The sequence below is a fragment of the Achromobacter sp. E1 genome (assembly GCF_037039475.1).
GTDB classification, from domain to species: Bacteria; Pseudomonadota; Gammaproteobacteria; order Burkholderiales; family Burkholderiaceae_B; genus Achromobacter; species Achromobacter mucicolens.
In genome coordinates, this window is the sequence record NZ_CP146253.1 from 5,563,881 (window position 1) to 5,580,330 (window position 16,450).

Genomic DNA, 16,450 nt, shown 5'->3' on the forward strand with positions numbered 1-16,450 from the left:
TTCGCCGCAGCCGGCCGCCATCATGTCTGCTGAATCACCTGCCGTTTCCGTCGTCACCCACGCCCAGCGCATCGTCGCCAAAGTCGGCTCATCGCTGGTCACCAACGAAGGCCGAGGCCTGGACCGCGCCGCGGTCGCCCACTGGGCCGCGCAGATCGCCGCCCTGCACAAGCAGGGCAAGCAGATCGTGCTGGTATCCAGCGGCGCCATCGCGGAAGGCATGGCGCGCCTGGGCTGGCGCAAGCGCCCGTCCGTCATGCACGAACTGCAGGCCGCGGCAGCCGTGGGCCAGATGGGACTGTGTCAGGCCTACGAGGCCGCCTTCGCCGAACACGGCCTGCGCACCGCGCAGATTTTGCTGACCCACGAAGACCTGGCCGATCGCCACCGCTACCTGAACGCGCGCAGCACGCTGTTTGCCCTGCTGCGTTTGGGTGTCGTGCCCATCGTGAACGAAAACGACACGGTCGTGACCGACGAAATCCGGCTGGGCGACAACGACACGCTGGGCGCGCTGGTCACCAACCTGATCGAAGCCGACACGCTGGTCATCCTGACGGACCAACGCGGCCTGTACGACTCCGACCCGCGCAAGAATCCGCAAGCCAAGTTCATGTCGCACGCCCAGGCGGGCGACCCCGCGCTGGAAGCCATGGCGGGTGGCGCGGGCAGCGGCATCGGCACCGGCGGCATGCTGACCAAGGTGCTGGCCGCCAAGCGCGCGGCCCATAGCGGCGCGCACACCGTCATCGCCTCGGGCCGCGAACGCAATGTGCTGACGCGCCTGGCCCAGGGCGAGTGCATCGGCAGCGAACTGCAGGCGGTCGTGCCGGTGTGGTCGGCGCGCAAGCAGTGGCTGGCCGATCACCTGCGCCTGCGTGGCCGCGTGGTGCTGGACGACGGCGCCGTGCAGGCGCTGCTGCGCGAAGGCAAGAGCCTTCTGCCTATCGGCGTGACCGACGTGGAAGGCGAATTCGGCCGCGGCGACGTCGTGGCCTGCGTCGACAGCCAGGGCCATGAATGCGCCCGCGGGCTGATCAATTATTCGTCGGCCGACACGCGCCGCATCCTGCGCCAGCCTTCGTCGCAGATCGCGCGCATCCTGGGCAGCATGACCGAACCCGAGCTCATGCACCGGGACAATCTGGTCGTGCTGTAGGAAGGCGCGGCAGCAGGATATATCCCCACCCCCGCACCGCCAGCAACGGAAGATCGATATTGAACCGGCGCGCCTTGTTGCGCAGCCGGGACACGACCACGTCCACGCGCCTTGCGCTGTCCAGGGGATCGCGCGCTTGCGCCGGAAAGAAGCTTTCGCGATGAAGACAGTGGCCGGGCGCATTGAACAACCGGATGAGAACGGCGCGCTCGCGAAGGGTAAGCGGCAGGCGTTCGCCGCGGGGGCCCACCAGCATGCGGCCAAATGCCACGACGCGCCAGTCGCCCGGTCCGCACCGCGCGCGCCGGCACAGGCTGCGCAGCAGCGCGTCCCACTCCAGGAGTTCCATGTCCGGCGGCACGCAGGCGTCGACCCCTGCGTCCAGCGCTGCCGCGCGCTGCGCCGTGGTGGCGCCGCCGTCCTGCCACACCACCCGCGCACCCGGCGCGGCTTGGCGCACGCGGTCAACAAGATCGGCCTTGCCGTCGCAAGGCCCTTGCACGACAAGCAGATCCGGCGCGTCACCGGACACGTGTTCGAGCAGGGCGTCCACCGATGCAAAGACGCGCGTGTCCCAGTCGAATTGGCGCAGCGCACTGGCCAGCCGCCACCCCGCCATGTCCTCGGATCGCACGATAAATACGCTGCCCCGCTCCCACATGCGACCTTCCCTCTGTTATCACCCTAGTGTTATTTATATCCACCAACGTGACAGATCGGCAAGCTTCAATCGCCCTGTGAAAACATTCTCAGACCGACTGAAGCATGCGCGTCTTCTTCGTGGCCACACGCAGAAGGCGCTCGCCCGTCTGGTGCGCATCTCGCAAAGCGCGATCGGCAGCTACGAAAGTGGTCTGCGGCATTCAAGCCGATCCGCGCGCAAGCTGGCTCAGGTGTTGAAGATCGAAGTCGAATGGCTGGAAACCGGCAAGGGTCCCATGGAGCTTCCCCTGGACGCCTACGACCTGAGCAATACTTTGCCAGTATCAGGCGTTTCCGAGTCGGCGCCGCGCCCCGGCGGCCGGCCCCGTCCGCTGGCGCCGTGGCCCTATCCCAACATTTCACCGTCGCAATTCGAATCGCTGACGCCCGATGAACGGGCAATGCTCGAAGCGTTAACCCAGACCTTCATCGAAACGACACTGCTTCGCCGCGGCATCAAGCCGCGCGGCCGCAAGATCGGCTGATCGCGGCCTCTGCCCGCGGCCCGCGACACACCGGACCGCGCCGGGGGCAACGCTTCAAGATCACGACACTGCGAGCCGAATCGAACGGACTAATTTGTCCCGTTCGCGTGGACGCCTGGCGCGCACGTTGAATGTCCCCTCCAAGACAACAACGCAGACGAAAAAAAACCGGCCACGTAAGCCGGTTTTTTTGCGCACCCCGAGATCAGGGCTTGGCAGCGGGTGCCGGCGCGGGTGCCGTTCCGCCTGCGGCGGGCACGGCATCGCCACGGATGCGCGCGGCGATTTCGGAGGCCGCCTGGGCCGAGGGCACGCCAAAGGCCAGGACGCCACGGTTCAGGGGCTCGCCGATGAGCGGCGCGGCAACCAGTTCCTGATCGATCACCAGGGCCAGCACGCTGCCGACGTTGGCGGTGCTGACGGCGGTCAGCTTGCGGGTGCCGGCTTCGGAGAAGCGCAGACCCACGAAGTTCTGGCCTTGGCGATCCACCAGCGCGGCGGCATCGGTCAGGTCGGCGCGCGTGAGCACGGGCGTTTCCTGCAGATAGAGCTTGCCGTCGGGCAGGTTCACTTCACGCAGGCCGGCGCCGGGTTCGCGCTTGGCCAGATAGAAATCCACGCGCGCGGCGGCCGCGGGCGTGGTCGATTGCTGGCCCGCCGGGGGCGTGGCCGTGGCGTCGGACGTCTTAGTCGGGGCCGTCTTGCAACCCGCTAGCGCCAATGTCACGACTACGAGGGCGGGCGCCAATGTGCGTAGGTTCAGTTGCATGCTCGATTCCTTCTTAAGTGGGCTGATGCCGGACGGTAAGACTCTAAGACTGTACACGCGGCGTGTGGAAAAAAGTGTACCGAACCTGCATGGCGGTGTCTGTCTAGACTGAATCCAAATGTAAAGCAGTAATACCAGCCTCGTTCAAAAGCCCTATCCGCGCGGGTTGCGAGGGTGCTCGCAGATTGTTCAATGCGCCGCGTCTGCTTGGCTCTATACTGCGCGTTCACGCAGGGGTACTCGTCCCGCCATCGACGGCGGCGACGTGTTGAGAGAGTCCCTTCGTACCAGTACGGATAATGCCGATGCTGGGAGCGTATTCCCGCCACGCGTCTTCGCACGTCCTGGGCGGGAGTCCATCCCGATCGGCTCCAACCACTCGCTTGGAGCTTTCCATGAACGCAAATCCCAAATTTTTGGCCGCGACCGCCGAAGTCGACGCTGCGGCCGTCGCACCGCTGCCCAAATCACGCCGCGTGTATGAAGTGGGCTCACGCCCGGACATCCGGGTCCCCTTCCGGGAGATCGAACAGGACGACACGCCGACGATGTTCGGCGGCGAAAAAAATCCGCCGCTGACGGTGTATGACTGTAGCGGTCCCTACACGGACCCGGACGTCAAGATCGACATCCGCCGCGGCCTGCCGGAACTGCGCCGCGCGTGGATCGAGGAACGCGGCGACACGGAGCTGCTGTCCGGCCCGACCAGCGACTACGGCAAGTCGCGCCTGACCGATCCGAAGCTGACGGCGATGCGCTTTGACCTGCAGCGCCCGCCGCGCCGCGCAAAGTCCGGCGCGAACGTTTCGCAGATGCACTACGCGCGCCGCGGCATCATCACGCCGGAAATGGAATACGTGGCGATCCGCGAAAGCCTGCGCCGCGAGCACTACCTGCAAACGCTGCGCGACAGCGGCCCCGACGGCGAAAAAATGGTCAAGCGCCTGCTGCGCCAGCACCCGGGCCAATCGTTCGGCGCGGCCATCCCCGCCGCCATCACGCCGGAGTTCGTGCGTGCCGAAGTCGCCCGCGGCCGCGCGATCATCCCCGCCAACATCAACCACCCGGAAGTGGAGCCGATGGCCATCGGCCGCAATTTCCTGGTGAAGATCAACGCAAACATCGGCAATTCCGCGGTCAGCTCGGGCATCGGCGAGGAAGTGGAAAAGATGACGTGGGCGATCCGCTGGGGCGGCGACACGGTGATGGACCTGTCGACCGGCAAGCACATCCACGAAACCCGCGAGTGGATCATCCGCAACTCGCCGGTGCCGATCGGCACGGTGCCGATCTACCAGGCACTTGAAAAGGTGGACGGCAAGGCCGAGGACCTGACCTGGGAGATCTTCCGCGACACGCTGATCGAGCAGGCCGAACAAGGCGTGGACTATTTCACGATCCACGCAGGCGTGCGCCTGCCGTTCATCCCGATGACCGCGGACCGCATGACGGGCATCGTGTCGCGCGGCGGCTCGATCATGGCCAAGTGGTGCCTGGCGCATCACAAGGAGAGCTTCCTGTACGAACGCTTCGAAGAGATCTGCGAAATCATGAAGGCGTACGACGTGAGCTTCTCGCTGGGCGACGGCCTGCGTCCGGGCTCGGGCTACGACGCAAACGACGAGGCGCAGTTTGCGGAACTGAAGACGCTGGGCGAGCTGACGCAGGTGGCGTGGAAGCACGACGTGCAGGTGATGATCGAAGGCCCGGGTCATGTGCCGATGCAGATGATCAAGGAAAACATGGAGCTGCAGCTGGAACACTGCCACGAGGCGCCGTTCTACACGCTGGGCCCGCTGACGACGGACATCGCCCCCGGCTACGACCACATCACGTCGGGCATCGGCGCGGCGCTGATCGGCTGGTATGGCACGGCGATGCTCTGCTACGTGACGCCGAAGGAACACCTGGGACTGCCGAACAAGAAGGACGTGAAGGACGGCATCATCACGTACAAGATCGCGGCGCATGCGGCGGACCTGGCCAAGGGTCATCCGGGCGCGGCGATCCGCGACAACGCACTATCGAAGGCGCGCTTCGAGTTCCGCTGGGACGATCAGTTCAATCTGGGCCTGGATCCGGATACGGCGAAGGAATTCCACGACGAGACGCTGCCTAAGGATTCGATGAAGGTGGCGCACTTCTGCTCGATGTGCGGCCCGCATTTCTGCAGCATGAAGATCACGCAGGATGTGCGGGATTATGCGGCGGCTCAGGGGGTTAGCGAGAAGGAAGCGCTGGCTAAGGGGATGCAGGAAAAGTCGGTGGAGTTTGTGCGGAAAGGGAGTGAGGTTTATCACCGGCAGTGATTTGTTGGCGGGGATTTAGGTTGATGGAGTGAAGGGGTTGCTGCATTCGGCTTGCGGCTTGCGGCGCGGCTTGCGGTGGATCGGGTTCTTTAGACGCCCGGCGCGTCGTGGGCCTGGGGCGGGCGGGGCTACGATTGCGGTCCGGAGCCTTCGCTCCGGACTGCCCCGCGCTCAACCTCGTCCGCCTTCGGCTCCCTTCGGTTTCCGCCGGGCGCATCTAAACGCCCCGCCCGCCCCAGGCCCACGCCACACCGGGCTCTGCCGCTTAATCTTTACGGACGGCGGGGCGAGTCGGGTTTTTAACGTTCTTGCACGCAGTCGGTTGGAAGAGAAACGTCTTGCGGTGCCCGCCCCCGGGCGGCCGCGCGGGCGGCCTTCGTGGGCTTACGCGGTGTCTTGCGTCGTCGCTATGACGCTTCGCGTGTGGCTGCTTCCTCTCAAGGTGTCTGACACCCTGGTGAGAGGCACTTCATGCCGGGTTCACCTCCCGAGGGTGTCAGACACCGGCAGCAGCAAACGCGCTCGCCAAGTTCCCGCACGACCGCCATTGATCGTCAATTGAACTCCAGTGCTCGATGGGCGGCGCGCGTAGAGGTGGGCAGGTTGTAGCTGGCCGTCGACGCGCGCCGCCCATCACCGCCCCTCCCCCGTCGGAGAGCACCATTAGCAAGCCGATCCCGGCCAGCGCGCAAGCGCGCATCGCCCCGACGACCAGACGCCCGTATGCCGATTGCCGCCGCCCGGGCGGCAGCAATTCGGCGGCCCCGAAGATCTCCTGCCCTGTCCACAGGTCTTGAAGCGCCACATACCAAAGACCCTCGCAGCACGGCGTCGCGGGCACCGTGGGTGCGAGCGCCGTCGATGCGCCCGAGGGAATCTGAAGGGAGCCGAAGGCGGACGAAGATGACGAAGGGGGGGGCCGCCTAGGCAAGTCCGGAGCGAAGGCTCCGGACCGCAATCGTGGGCGATCGTGCCCACGGTGACCGCGGCGTCGGGCGACCTACGAAGATCCGATGCAACTACGAAGATCTAAAGCCACGACAAGCTCCGTGCCCCCCCCGAAGATCCGCGGCAACTACGTAGATCCGCTGCACCTATGAAGATCCGACCTACGCAGATCCGCTGCAACTACAAAGATCTAAAGCAACCACGAAGATCTAACGCCACGACAAAGCTCCGTCCACCCCCGAAGATCCAAACCAACGCCTACAACAACTTCCCAGGATTCATAATCCCCGCAGGATCCATCACCTTCTTGATCTCCCGCATCAACCGTAACTCCACAGCATCCTTGCTATGCAGGAAATGCTCACGCTTGAGCTGTCCAATTCCATGCTCAGCCGAAATACTCCCCCCATAGCGATTCACTTCATCCAACACCGCATCCGTGATCGCCGCCCCATGCTCCGCGACCCAGTTGCGGTCTGCGCCTGCCGGGCGGGACAGGTTGTAGTGCAGGTTGCCGTCGCCGAAGTGGCCGAAGATGAACGGGCGGATGTCGGGGTACAGGGCGCGTACGCGCGCTTCGGCCGACTGCATGAAGTCGGGGATGCGCTCGATCGGCAGCGACACGTCGTGCTTCAGGTGGGGGCCGTCGGCGCGTTGGGCTTCGGAGATTTCCTCGCGCAGCTTCCACAGCGTCTGCAATTGGGCCAGTGACGCCGATACCGCGGCGTCCAGGCACAGGCCGCGTTCAAGCGCCGTGCCGATGACGTTTTCGAGCAGCGTGTTGAGCGCGGCCTCGTCGGTGGTGTCGGCCAGTTCCACCAGCACGTAGGCCGGGTAGCGTTGTTCGAAGGGCTCCTGCACGCCCTCGGCGTGCGTCAGCACCAGGTCCAGGCAATCGCCGGTGAAGAATTCGAAGGCTTGCAGGCGTGCGCCGCATTGTTCGAACAGGATCTCGAACAGTTGCAGCGCCTGCGCCGGGGATTCGACGGCGGCCAGCACGACGGAGCGCACGTCGGTGCGCGGGTACAGGCGCAGCGCGACGGCGGTGATGATGCCGAGCGTGCCTTCCGACCCGATGAGCAACTGCTTGAGGTCGTAGCCGGTGTTGTCCTTGCGCAGGGTGCGCAGGCCGTGAAAGATTTCGCCGGTGGGCAGCACCGCTTCCAGGCCGAGGACCAGTTCGCGGGCCATGCCGTAGCGCACCACGTTTACGCCGCCGGCATTGGTGGCGACGTTGCCACCGATCTGGCTGGAGTCTTCCGCAGCAAGGCTGAGCGGCAGCAGGCGGCCGGCGTCCTGGGCCGCGCGGCGCAGGTTGCCGAGAATGGCGCCGGCCTCGGCAACCATGGTGTTGGCGACGGTGTCGATGGCGCGCACCGCATTCATGCGGTCCAGGCTGATGACGACGTTGTTGGCGCCGCCGTCGGGCGTGGCGCCGCCGCACAGGCCGGTGTTGCCGCCGCGCGGCACGACCGGCACGCCGGCTTCCTGGCACAGGGCGAGGCATGTGGCGACTTCGGCTGTCGTGCGCGGGCGCACGACGGCTTGGGCCTGGCCGTTATACAGGCCGCGCCAGTCGGACAGCCACGGGGCGATGTCCGCCGGGTCGGCGAACACGGTATCGGGGCCCAGGGCCTGGGCCAGCCGTTGAGAAAAGTCGGTTGCGCTCATGAGATGTGGGATGCAGCGGGAAAGAGAAGATCGAGTTGCAGGCGGCCGGCGGCTTGCTGCAGGTGGCGGATGGCGGCCTGGCGGGCGCGGTCCGGATCGCGCGCGCGGATGGCCTCGAACACGGCGACGTGTTCCTGGTGCACGGCGGCGGTCAGGCCTTCCTGCAGGCGGCTGTTTGACCGGGCGGTGCTGACGGCCAGGCGCAGCTGCAGGTTCAGGTATTGCAGCAGGTCCTGGTAGTAGCTGTTGTGCGTGGCGGTCGCGATGGCGACGTGAAAGGCGATGTCGTGTTCGACGCCCGCCTCGGGGTGGTCCAGATGGGCCTGAAGCGAGGCGAGGGCCGACGCCATGGCGTCCAGGTCCGACGCCGTGCTGCGAACCGCAGCCAGCGCGGCCGCGCCGCCTTCCAGCTCCATGCGCAGTTCGTAGACGTTGGCGAGCTTGTCGCGGTCAACCGCAATGCCGGTGGACACCTGAAAGCCCTGCGCGCCCGTTCGCGAAACGACCGTGCTGCCCGATCCCTGCCGGCTCTGGATCAGGCCCTGCGCACGCAGGCGTTCCGTGGCTTCGCGGATGACGGCGGCGCTGACGCCGTACTGCTCGGCCAGCACACGGCCGGACGGCAGCTTGGCGCCGACGGCGTGGATGCCGTCGGCGATCTCGCTGGCGAGTTGGCGGGCGACCTGCTCGGTCAGGGTGAGGCTCTTGGTCAACATGAGCGGATTATAGGCAGATTTTTCAGGTTATCTGATAACTTTAATTGTTTCAGAGCCCCGGTCATATGGCCCGTATGCCGTGGTGGTGAAGCGCGGAAATCAGTGAACGGCGTCCAGATTTGGACAGATTCGGCCCCGCACGCCCGCGGCGGGCGAGCGCCGTCGCTTCAAGCGGCGACCGACGCGCTTTGCAGGCCTTCGCTTTCGGCGATGACTTGGCCTTGGTCGACCACGCAGCAACGGCCGCCCTGCGCCTTGGCCCGGTACAGCGCCGCGTCGGCGGAATCCAGCGCGCCTTGCGGGGTGCGGTTGGCGCCCGACATGATCGAGATGCCGATGGACAGCCCCACGCAGACCCGGTTGCCGTCGGCCAGCGTGATGGGCTGCGAGACGTCGCGCAGCAGATGCTCGCCCAGCCGCAGCGCGGCCGTGGCGTCGATGCCGGTGACCAGGACGATGAATTCGTCACCGCCGATTCTTGCGGCCACGTCGTCCACCCGCAGCATGGCCCGCATGCGCTCCGCGATGGTCTTGAGCACCTGGTCGCCCCCGGCGTGTCCGTGGGTGTCGTTGATCCGCTTGAAATCGTCCATGTCCATGTACAGCAGCGCGGCGGCGCTGTCGTGGCCGCGCGCGCTGGAACACACACGCTCCAGCGCCGCCAGCAGGCCGGCGCGGTTGGCCAGGCCGGTCAGCGCGTCTTCGCTGGCGCGCCGGTCGCTGTCGCGTTCGGCCAACATGGTGGACACCAGAATCCGGTTGAGCCGGTGCGAGGCGATGACCATGCTGATGAGATAAAACGGGATCTGGATGAAGACGATCGCCATCACCCATTCGCCCGTGAACAGGGCGCCCAGGCACATGGGGCCCAGGCTCAGGAAGATCATGGCGCCCACCAGCCGGGGCGCGCCGTAGTTGCGAAAGCAGATCCCGCCCGCCATGGCGCCGCACGACACGCCGGCCAGCGTCGCCGCCAGCCAGTCCCCGTTCAGCAAGGTGACGAACACGCCATAGCCCACGCTGAACGCCCAGAGCAGCGCCAGCAGGATGTAGAGATCGGTATAGGTATTGCCGCCCTTGGGGGCCGCCCGCAAGGCGGCGCGCAGAATCGTGACGCGCACCAGCGCGAGCACGATCTCCAGGATCAGCCACGAGACGTACAGCGGTTCGGGCCGGCGCCACGCGACGACGCCCGAGATCATCAGGGTGTTGATGACCCCGCCGGCAAAAATGGGGAGCGTGCCGAACAGACTGGCAATGAGCGCCGCGCGGATGTCCGCCGGCGTGTCATGCCCGGAATGCGTCAGCCAACGCGTCAGCCGCCACTTGGGCAAGCTGAACTTCAGTCCTGTATCCACGCCGTCATATCCATGACCATCTACCCGAATTCAGTAGGCTGGCTGGCGTTATAGCAGGTATTTGAAACCTTTAGTATTGTCCTTGGGTGCAATACGGGCGGTCTTTACCCGTGCGCGCGGTGCCCGCAAACCGTGCATTCCGGGTCGCGCTGCACGTTGACGCTGCGCCATTGCATGGTGCGCACGTCCAGCCAGAGCAGGCGTCCGGACAGGCTTTCGCCCACCCCGGACAGCAGCTTCAGGGCTTCGGCGGCCTGCATGCTGCCGATGATGCCGACCACCGGCGCGAACACGCCCATGGTGGCGCAGTTGGCTTCCTCGACGTCGTCGGCTTCGGGAAACAGGCAGTGATAGCACGGTGCGTTGTCGTCGCGCAGATCGTAGACGCTGACCTGGCCGTCAAAGCGGATCGCGGCGCCCGAAACCAGCGGCTTGCGATGCTGCACGCAGGCGCGATTGATGGCGTGACGGGTGGTGAAGTTGTCGGTGCAGTCCAGCACCAGGTCCGCCTGGGCGACCGCGTCGGACAGGGCCTGGTCCTTCAAGCGCTCGACCCGGGCATGAACGCGGGTCTGCGGATTGAAGGCGCCCAGCATGTCGCGGCCGGACTCGGCCTTGGGACGGCCGACGCTGGCGGTGGTGTGCAGGATCTGGCGTTGCAGATTGCTCAGTTCGACGACGTCGTCGTCGGCCAGCGTGATGTCGCCCACGCCAGCAGTGGCCAGGTAGAGCGCGGCGGGCGAACCCAATCCGCCCGCCCCCACGATGAGCACACGCGCCGCCAGCAGTTTTTCCTGCCCTTCGATCCCGAGTTCGTCCAGCAGGATGTGGCGGGCGTAGCGCAGCAGTTGCTCGTCGTTCATTTGTCCTTGCTGGGCTCGACTCCGGTCGGCGTGATCTTCATGCGCTGGGGCGTCCCGCCGCCGGCCTTGGCGTCAGCCTTGGCCTGGGCGCGGGCCGAGCCCTTCTGCACCGGCTTGCCGGCCAGCAGGTTCAGCGCCTGCTGAAGCTGGAAGTCGTCCTTGCCGCCGAATTCAAACACCTTGGCCGGCAGTTCCACGTTGTCCTGGTCAGCGCTGGACTTGATCTCGTTGGTGGTCTGCTGGTTCGACAGGTGGCGTTGCAGGTCGGCTTCGCGCGGCAGGCGGAACAGGTCGCCGTCGGCCGTGTCGGCAACGACGTAGTCCGGTTCGATGCCGGTCGCCTGGATGGAGCGGCCGCTGGGCGTGAAGTAGCGCGACGTGGTGAGCTTGACCGCGGTGGATTCGGACAGCGGCAGGATCACCTGCACCGAGCCCTTGCCGAACGTGCGGTTGCCCAGCACCTTGGCGCGCTTGTGGTCCTGCAGCGCGCCGGCCACGATTTCGGATGCCGAAGCCGAGCCCACGTTCACCAGCACCACCATCGGGACCGTCTTGGTCCAGGCCGGCAGGCCGGACAGGTAGTTGCTTTCGCCGCGAGCGTATTCCGACGGCGTGGCCAGGTACTTGTGGCGGGCGTCCGGGGTGCGGCCGTCCGTGGACACGATTAGCGTATCGGGCGGCAGGAACGCGCCGGACACGCCAATGGCGCTGGTCAACAGGCCACCCGGGTCATTGCGCAGGTCCAGCACGAGGCCCTTGGGCGGTTCCTTCGCGCCCAGCTCCTTGAGCTGGCGGGCGAGATCGGCGCCGGTCTTTTCCTGGAACTGGGCGACGCGCACGTAGGCGATGCCGTTGTCCAGCATCTTGCTGCGCACGCTGCGCACCTTGATGATGTCGCGCACGATCTTCACGACGATCGGCTGCGGCCGGTCGGCGCGCATGATCGTCAGGGTGATGGGCGACTTGGGCGCGCCGCGCATGAGCTTGACCGCGTCGTTCAGGGTCATGCCCTTGGTGGGCGTGTCGTCGATCTTGATGATGAGGTCGCCAGCCATGACGCCCGCGCGGGCGGCGGGCGTGTCTTCGATGGGCGAGATGACCTTCACGAAGCCGTCTTCGGCGCCGACCTCGATGCCCAGGCCGCCGAACTCGCCTTGCGTCGCGGTCTGCATCTCGCGGAACGCGTCGGCATCCAGATAGGCGGAGTGGGGATCCAGGTTCGACACCATGCCGGAGATGGCATTGTCGATCAGGGTCTTGTCGTCGACGGCCTCGACGTAGTTGTTCTTGATGGCGGCAAACACATTGCTCAGTTGCCTGAGCTCGTCCAGAGGCAGGGGGCTGCCGCGCTGGGCGACCGCAGTCACGCCAACACTGAGCAACACGCCAGCCACCGCACCGATGGCAATCAGACCGAAACCGCGAAACTTACGAGTGCCCATGCACACTTCCCGAATTTTGTTTTCGCCGATGGGTTTGGTAATTTACCAACGGTATTTTTCCAACGACATTCATTTACCGACAGCATCTGCGCCGATCGCATCCCAGCAAACCGGTGCACGACCGGCCGACCTACATCTACTGTGCCAGCCATTGGGCCGGGTCCACTGGAGCGCCACGATGGCGAATTTCAAAGTATAGGCCGGATTCCACTTGGCCGCCGGTCGCGCCGACGGTTGCAATAGTATCGCCGCCAGCCACCGGATCGCCCACCCGTTTGAGCAGGCTCTGGTTGTAAGCATAGACGGTCAGGTACTGCTGGCCATGATCCACAATGATCAGGTTGCCAAAGCCGCGCAGCCAATCGGCGTAAACCACAGTACCGGGGGCCACCACCTTGACGGGCGTCCCTTCTGGCGCGCGCAGCACCACGCCCCGCCATACGCCTCCGTCCGGGCGATCCACCCCGAACCTGCCCTGCACCTGGCCGCGCACCGGCATGGTCAGCCCGTGCCGCAGACCACTGCCGCCGCCCACGGGCGGCGCCTTTGCGGTCTGCTGAGCCGATGCACTGCGCGTTGGAGTGGCGGGCTCGTCAATCGGTTCCGTCTTTTTGGGCGGTTCAGCAGGCTTTGTTTGCGCCGGCGTATCGGCAGGGCCGCCAATGCGGGTCTGGCGCTGCTCGGCGGGACGCAATCCGGCGGCATCCGGGTCGGCCACGGCCACAGGGCCCCGATTCTGGCGGGCGGCCGCCTCGACCTGTTCGCGCGCCTGGGCTGCCTCGCGGGCTTCGTTGTCGCGGCGGGCGCCGTCCTCGGCGACCTTGCGGTCGGCCTCGGCCTTGCGTCGGGCGTCCTGCGCGCGGCGTTCAGCCTCGGCGCGCTTCCTGGTTTCTTCAGCCACGCGGCGGGCTTCCTCGGCCGCACGCCGCGCTTCCTCGGCCCGGCGGACTTCCTCGGCGCGCTTGCGCGCCTCTTCCGCCTTGCGCGCTTCCTCGATCTGCTTGGCAATCGCCGCGTCCAGATCGGTGATGAGCCGCGACAGGCGCTGGTCGTCACGCCCGAGCTTGTTGGCCTCGGCGCGCTGGGCGGCGATCTGCCCTTCCAGCTGGGCCAGCAGGCTGGCGCGCTCTTTTTGCTGCGCGACCAGCGCGGTTTTCTGTTCGGAGGTCTCGGCGACCCCTTTTTCGATTTCGGCGCGGCGTTCATCCGCGCGGGCTTGCAACGCCGCCAGGCGGTCGATGTCGGCCCGCAAGGCTTTGACAGCGTCGGCCCGGGCGCGGGACACATAGTCCAGATAGCCCAGATTGCGGCCCAGCACCTGGGGATCGTCGCCGGAGAGCAGCGCCGTCCAGGGCGACAGGCCGCTGGTGTATTGGGTGCGCAGCTGGTCGGCCAGTTCGACGCGGCGCTTGGCCAGCACGGCCTCCTGCGCGGTGATCTGCTTTTCCAGCGACGCGAGGTCGGCTGTCGCCTTGCGGTTGGCCTCGGCCAGTTCCTTCAGGCGCAGGTTGATCCGGGAAATGGACGATTCCGACTGCTTGAGCGCGTCGGCCGCCTCTTTGCGGGCGGCCTCGCGGTCGTCGATTTCCTTTTGCAGACTCTCGATGCGGTCACGCAAGGCGGCCTGCTGTTTCTCGGCATCGGACTGACGCCCGGCAAGGTCGCTGGGCGCGGCGCGCGCAGGCAGCGTCCCACTGGCCAACATGACCGCCAACAACAACCCCGCCGTGCGACGCATAGAGATATCAGTCCTTCTTGGCCTTGCCCTGGGCTGCAACCGCAGCCATGGCCGCCTCGATCTCGGCGGCATCGCCCAGATAATAGTGGCGGATCGGGCGCAGGTCATCATCCAGTTCATAGACGAGCGGCTGGCCGGTCGGGATGTTCAGGTTGACGATGTCGTCGTCCGACACGTTGTCCAGATGCTTGATCAGGGCGCGCAGGCTGTTGCCGTGGGCGGCAATCAGCACCTTGCGGCCGGAACGGATGGCCGGGGCGATCGATTCGTTCCAGAACGGCAGCACGCGGGCCACGGTGTCCTTCAGGCACTCGGTGGCGGGCAGCTGGTCGGCCGGAATCTTGGCGTAGCGGCTGTCGAAACGCGGGTGGCGTTCGTCGTCCAGGGACAACGGTTCCGGGGCGATGGCGTAGGCGCGGCGCCAGATCAGCACCTGTTCGTCGCCGTACTTGGCGGCCGTTTCGGACTTGTTCAGGCCTTGCAGGGCGCCGTAGTGGCGCTCGTTCAGGCGCCAGTTCACGCCGACCGGGGTGTACATGGCGTCCATGGCGTCCAGCGCGATCCACAGGGTGCGAATGGCGCGCTTGAGCACGGAGGTGTAGGCCAGGTCAAAGGCGAAACCTTCCTTTTTGAGCAGTTCGCCCGCCTTGCGGGCCTGTTCGCGGCCCGTGTCAGTCAGGTCGACGTCGGTCCAGCCGGTGAAACGGTTTTCCAGATTCCACTGGCTTTCACCGTGGCGCATCAGTACGAGTTTGTGCATGGTTTGGGGCGCCCGCAGCGCGGGTTAAAGTTGGAGGATGGTTAAGGAATGGGCTCATTTTATAATTGAGTGATTTTGCCCGTGATTCTGCCCCGGCGCACCGCGTCCATGTCCTGGACGCGATGCATCAGGGTTCGCCCCTACCCGGCTGGCCGGCGGACTTGCCGACATGCAAGCCGGCGTAGCGCCAGCCGACGTACTACAGGAAGCCTTCGTGGACCTTTTGCAATTCTTGCTCGATAAAAACAACATTTTCATTGTCGCCGTCGCCGTGGTGTCCGGCGTGATGCTGATCATTCCGGCCCTGCGCAAGGGCCGTACCGGATCCGCCATCAGCACGAATGAAGCCATCCAGATGGTCAACCAGCGCAATGCCGTGTGGGTCGACGTGCGCCCTGCCGAGCAATTCCAGGCCGGCCACATCGCCCAGGCACGAAACGTGCCGGCAGCCGACATCGAGCAGAAGGCCAGCTCGCTGCCCAAGAACAAGCCGCTCGTGGTGGTTTGCGACAATGGCCGCGATTCGGCTCGCGCCGCCGCCAAGCTGCGCGCTCAGGGCTTTACCGACGTCGTGCCGCTGGAAGGCGGCATGCGCGCCTGGTCCGCCGCCAGCCTGCCGGTCACCCAGAAGGGTTGAAGCGGGCGGACTCGCCCCCATCTACCAATTCTTGTACCCACAGGAGCGCCCTATGAACAAAGTCGTCATGTACAGCAAGGACTACTGCCCTTATTGCGCCCGCGCCAAGTCGCTGCTCGAGCAGCGCGGCGTAACCGACCTGGAAATCATCCAGATCGACCGGGAACCGTCCCAGCGCGATGTCATGATCGAACGCACCGGCCGGCGCACCGTCCCGCAGATCTTCATCGGCGATACCCATGTCGGCGGTTGCGACGACCTGATGGCCCTGGACCGCTCGGGTGGACTCACCCCCTTGCTGAACGGCTAATCGCCCCTTTTTGCCTCTCCCACCAACGGAAACACTCATGGCTGATCAAGACCAAAACTCCCAGCAAGAAGGCGGCAACGACGCGCCCTCGTTCAATCTGCAGCGCGTCTACCTGAAAGACCTCTCGCTGGAAATGCCTAACGCGCCTCACGTGTTCCTGGAGCAGGAAGCGCCCCAGGTCGAGGTGAGCATCACCGTGGGCGGTCAGCGCCTGGCCGAAACCGTGTTCGAAACCACGGTCACCGTCACCGTCACCACGCGCATCAACGACAAGGTCGTGTACCTGGTCGAAGGCACGCAAGCCGGCATCTTCGAAGCGGCCAACATCCCCGAAGAACAGCTTGATCCGCTGCTGGGCATTGTCTGCCCCACGATGCTCTACCCGTACCTGCGCGCCAACATCGCCGACGCGATCACCCGCACCTCGATGCCCCCGCTGCACCTGACCGAAGTTAACTTCCAGGCCCTGTACGAACAGCGCATCGCCGAACTGCAACAGCAGCAGGCTGGCGGCGCCAATGGTAGCGGCGGCGACTCGGGCATCATCCTGCCCCCCGGCGCGACCCGCCAGTAAGCACCCCGC

The 16,450-nt window shown here is 65.7% G+C and carries 15 protein-coding genes and 1 riboswitch; of the genes, 6 read left to right on the top strand and 9 right to left on the bottom strand.

The window, feature by feature from the left end:
- The first annotated feature begins 22 nt into the window (after window positions 1–22).
- Window positions 23–1,159, top strand: coding sequence for a glutamate 5-kinase (gene proB / locus V6V88_RS25645; RefSeq protein WP_056319998.1), 1,137 nt, complete (start codon window positions 23–25; stop codon window positions 1,157–1,159).
- Here the strand turns inward: proB and V6V88_RS25650 are convergent.
- The gene (locus V6V88_RS25650) at window positions 1,128–1,793 is read right to left on the bottom strand and encodes a winged helix-turn-helix domain-containing protein (RefSeq protein ID WP_338616958.1); all 666 of its coding nucleotides are present in this window, start codon (window positions 1,791–1,793) and stop codon (window positions 1,128–1,130) included. The two genes, proB and V6V88_RS25650, sit on opposite strands and share 32 nt — an antisense overlap.
- Window positions 1,794–1,896: 103 nt before the next feature.
- Between V6V88_RS25650 and V6V88_RS25655 the strand changes: the two genes are divergently transcribed.
- Window positions 1,897–2,346, top strand: coding sequence for a helix-turn-helix transcriptional regulator (locus tag V6V88_RS25655; RefSeq protein WP_063952153.1), 450 nt, complete (start codon window positions 1,897–1,899; stop codon window positions 2,344–2,346).
- A gap of 205 nt (window positions 2,347–2,551) precedes the next feature.
- Here V6V88_RS25655 and V6V88_RS25660 read toward each other — a convergent pair whose 3' ends face one another.
- The gene (locus V6V88_RS25660; protein ID WP_056320000.1) at window positions 2,552–3,115 is read right to left on the bottom strand and encodes a hypothetical protein; all 564 of its coding nucleotides are present in this window, start codon (window positions 3,113–3,115) and stop codon (window positions 2,552–2,554) included.
- Between the two features lie 222 nt (window positions 3,116–3,337).
- Window positions 3,338–3,446, top strand: a riboswitch (TPP riboswitch).
- Between the two features lie 64 nt (window positions 3,447–3,510).
- Between V6V88_RS25660 and thiC the strand changes: the two genes are divergently transcribed.
- Complete coding sequence (gene thiC, locus V6V88_RS25665) at window positions 3,511–5,424, top strand: phosphomethylpyrimidine synthase ThiC (RefSeq protein WP_062838980.1); 1,914 nt, start codon at window positions 3,511–3,513, stop codon at window positions 5,422–5,424.
- Window positions 5,425–6,630: 1,206 nt separating this feature from the next.
- Here thiC and V6V88_RS25670 read toward each other — a convergent pair.
- The 7 genes from V6V88_RS25670 to gpmA all read right to left on the bottom strand — a co-directional run bounded on the left by V6V88_RS25670 (window position 6,631) and on the right by gpmA (window position 14,920).
- On the bottom strand, window positions 6,631–8,043 hold the full coding sequence (locus V6V88_RS25670; RefSeq protein ID WP_338616959.1) for an FAD-binding oxidoreductase: 1,413 nt from the start codon (window positions 8,041–8,043) through the stop codon (window positions 6,631–6,633).
- A complete protein-coding gene (locus V6V88_RS25675) occupies window positions 8,040–8,759 on the bottom strand; it encodes a FadR/GntR family transcriptional regulator (RefSeq protein WP_056319752.1) in 720 nt (239 codons plus the stop codon). The genes V6V88_RS25670 and V6V88_RS25675 overlap by 4 nt, the downstream gene beginning before the upstream one ends.
- A 167-nt stretch (window positions 8,760–8,926) precedes the next feature.
- Window positions 8,927–10,117: a GGDEF domain-containing protein gene (locus V6V88_RS25680; protein ID WP_056319751.1), complete on the bottom strand. Its 1,191-nt coding sequence runs from the start codon at window positions 10,115–10,117 to the stop codon at window positions 8,927–8,929.
- A gap of 104 nt (window positions 10,118–10,221) precedes the next feature.
- A complete protein-coding gene (gene moeB / locus V6V88_RS25685; RefSeq protein ID WP_056319748.1) occupies window positions 10,222–10,980 on the bottom strand; it encodes a molybdopterin-synthase adenylyltransferase MoeB in 759 nt (252 codons plus the stop codon).
- Entirely contained in the window at window positions 10,977–12,422 is a 1,446-nt protein-coding gene (locus tag V6V88_RS25690) for a S41 family peptidase (RefSeq protein ID WP_223573469.1), read from the bottom strand. Before V6V88_RS25690 ends, moeB begins: the two co-directional genes overlap by 4 nt.
- Window positions 12,423–12,558: 136 nt before the next feature.
- Window positions 12,559–14,160: a peptidoglycan DD-metalloendopeptidase family protein gene (locus tag V6V88_RS25695; protein WP_338616962.1), complete on the bottom strand. Its 1,602-nt coding sequence runs from the start codon at window positions 14,158–14,160 to the stop codon at window positions 12,559–12,561.
- A 7-nt stretch (window positions 14,161–14,167) separates the two neighbouring features.
- Window positions 14,168–14,920 (bottom strand): 2,3-diphosphoglycerate-dependent phosphoglycerate mutase, encoded by a 753-nt coding sequence (gene gpmA / locus V6V88_RS25700; RefSeq protein ID WP_056319742.1) that lies wholly within the window; start codon window positions 14,918–14,920, stop codon window positions 14,168–14,170.
- A 214-nt stretch (window positions 14,921–15,134) separates the two neighbouring features.
- Between gpmA and V6V88_RS25705 the strand changes: the two genes are divergently transcribed.
- Genes V6V88_RS25705 through secB form a run of 3 tightly spaced genes read left to right on the top strand, consistent with a single transcriptional unit; the run spans window position 15,135 to window position 16,441 of the window.
- Window positions 15,135–15,557, top strand: coding sequence for a rhodanese-like domain-containing protein (locus tag V6V88_RS25705; protein WP_056319739.1), 423 nt, complete (start codon window positions 15,135–15,137; stop codon window positions 15,555–15,557).
- Window positions 15,558–15,609: 52 nt separating this feature from the next.
- The gene (gene grxC / locus V6V88_RS25710; RefSeq protein WP_056319736.1) at window positions 15,610–15,867 is read left to right on the top strand and encodes a glutaredoxin 3; all 258 of its coding nucleotides are present in this window, start codon (window positions 15,610–15,612) and stop codon (window positions 15,865–15,867) included.
- Window positions 15,868–15,904: 37 nt separating this feature from the next.
- Window positions 15,905–16,441: a protein-export chaperone SecB gene (gene secB, locus V6V88_RS25715; RefSeq protein ID WP_062838973.1), complete on the top strand. Its 537-nt coding sequence runs from the start codon at window positions 15,905–15,907 to the stop codon at window positions 16,439–16,441.
- Window positions 16,442–16,450 lie beyond the last annotated feature (9 nt).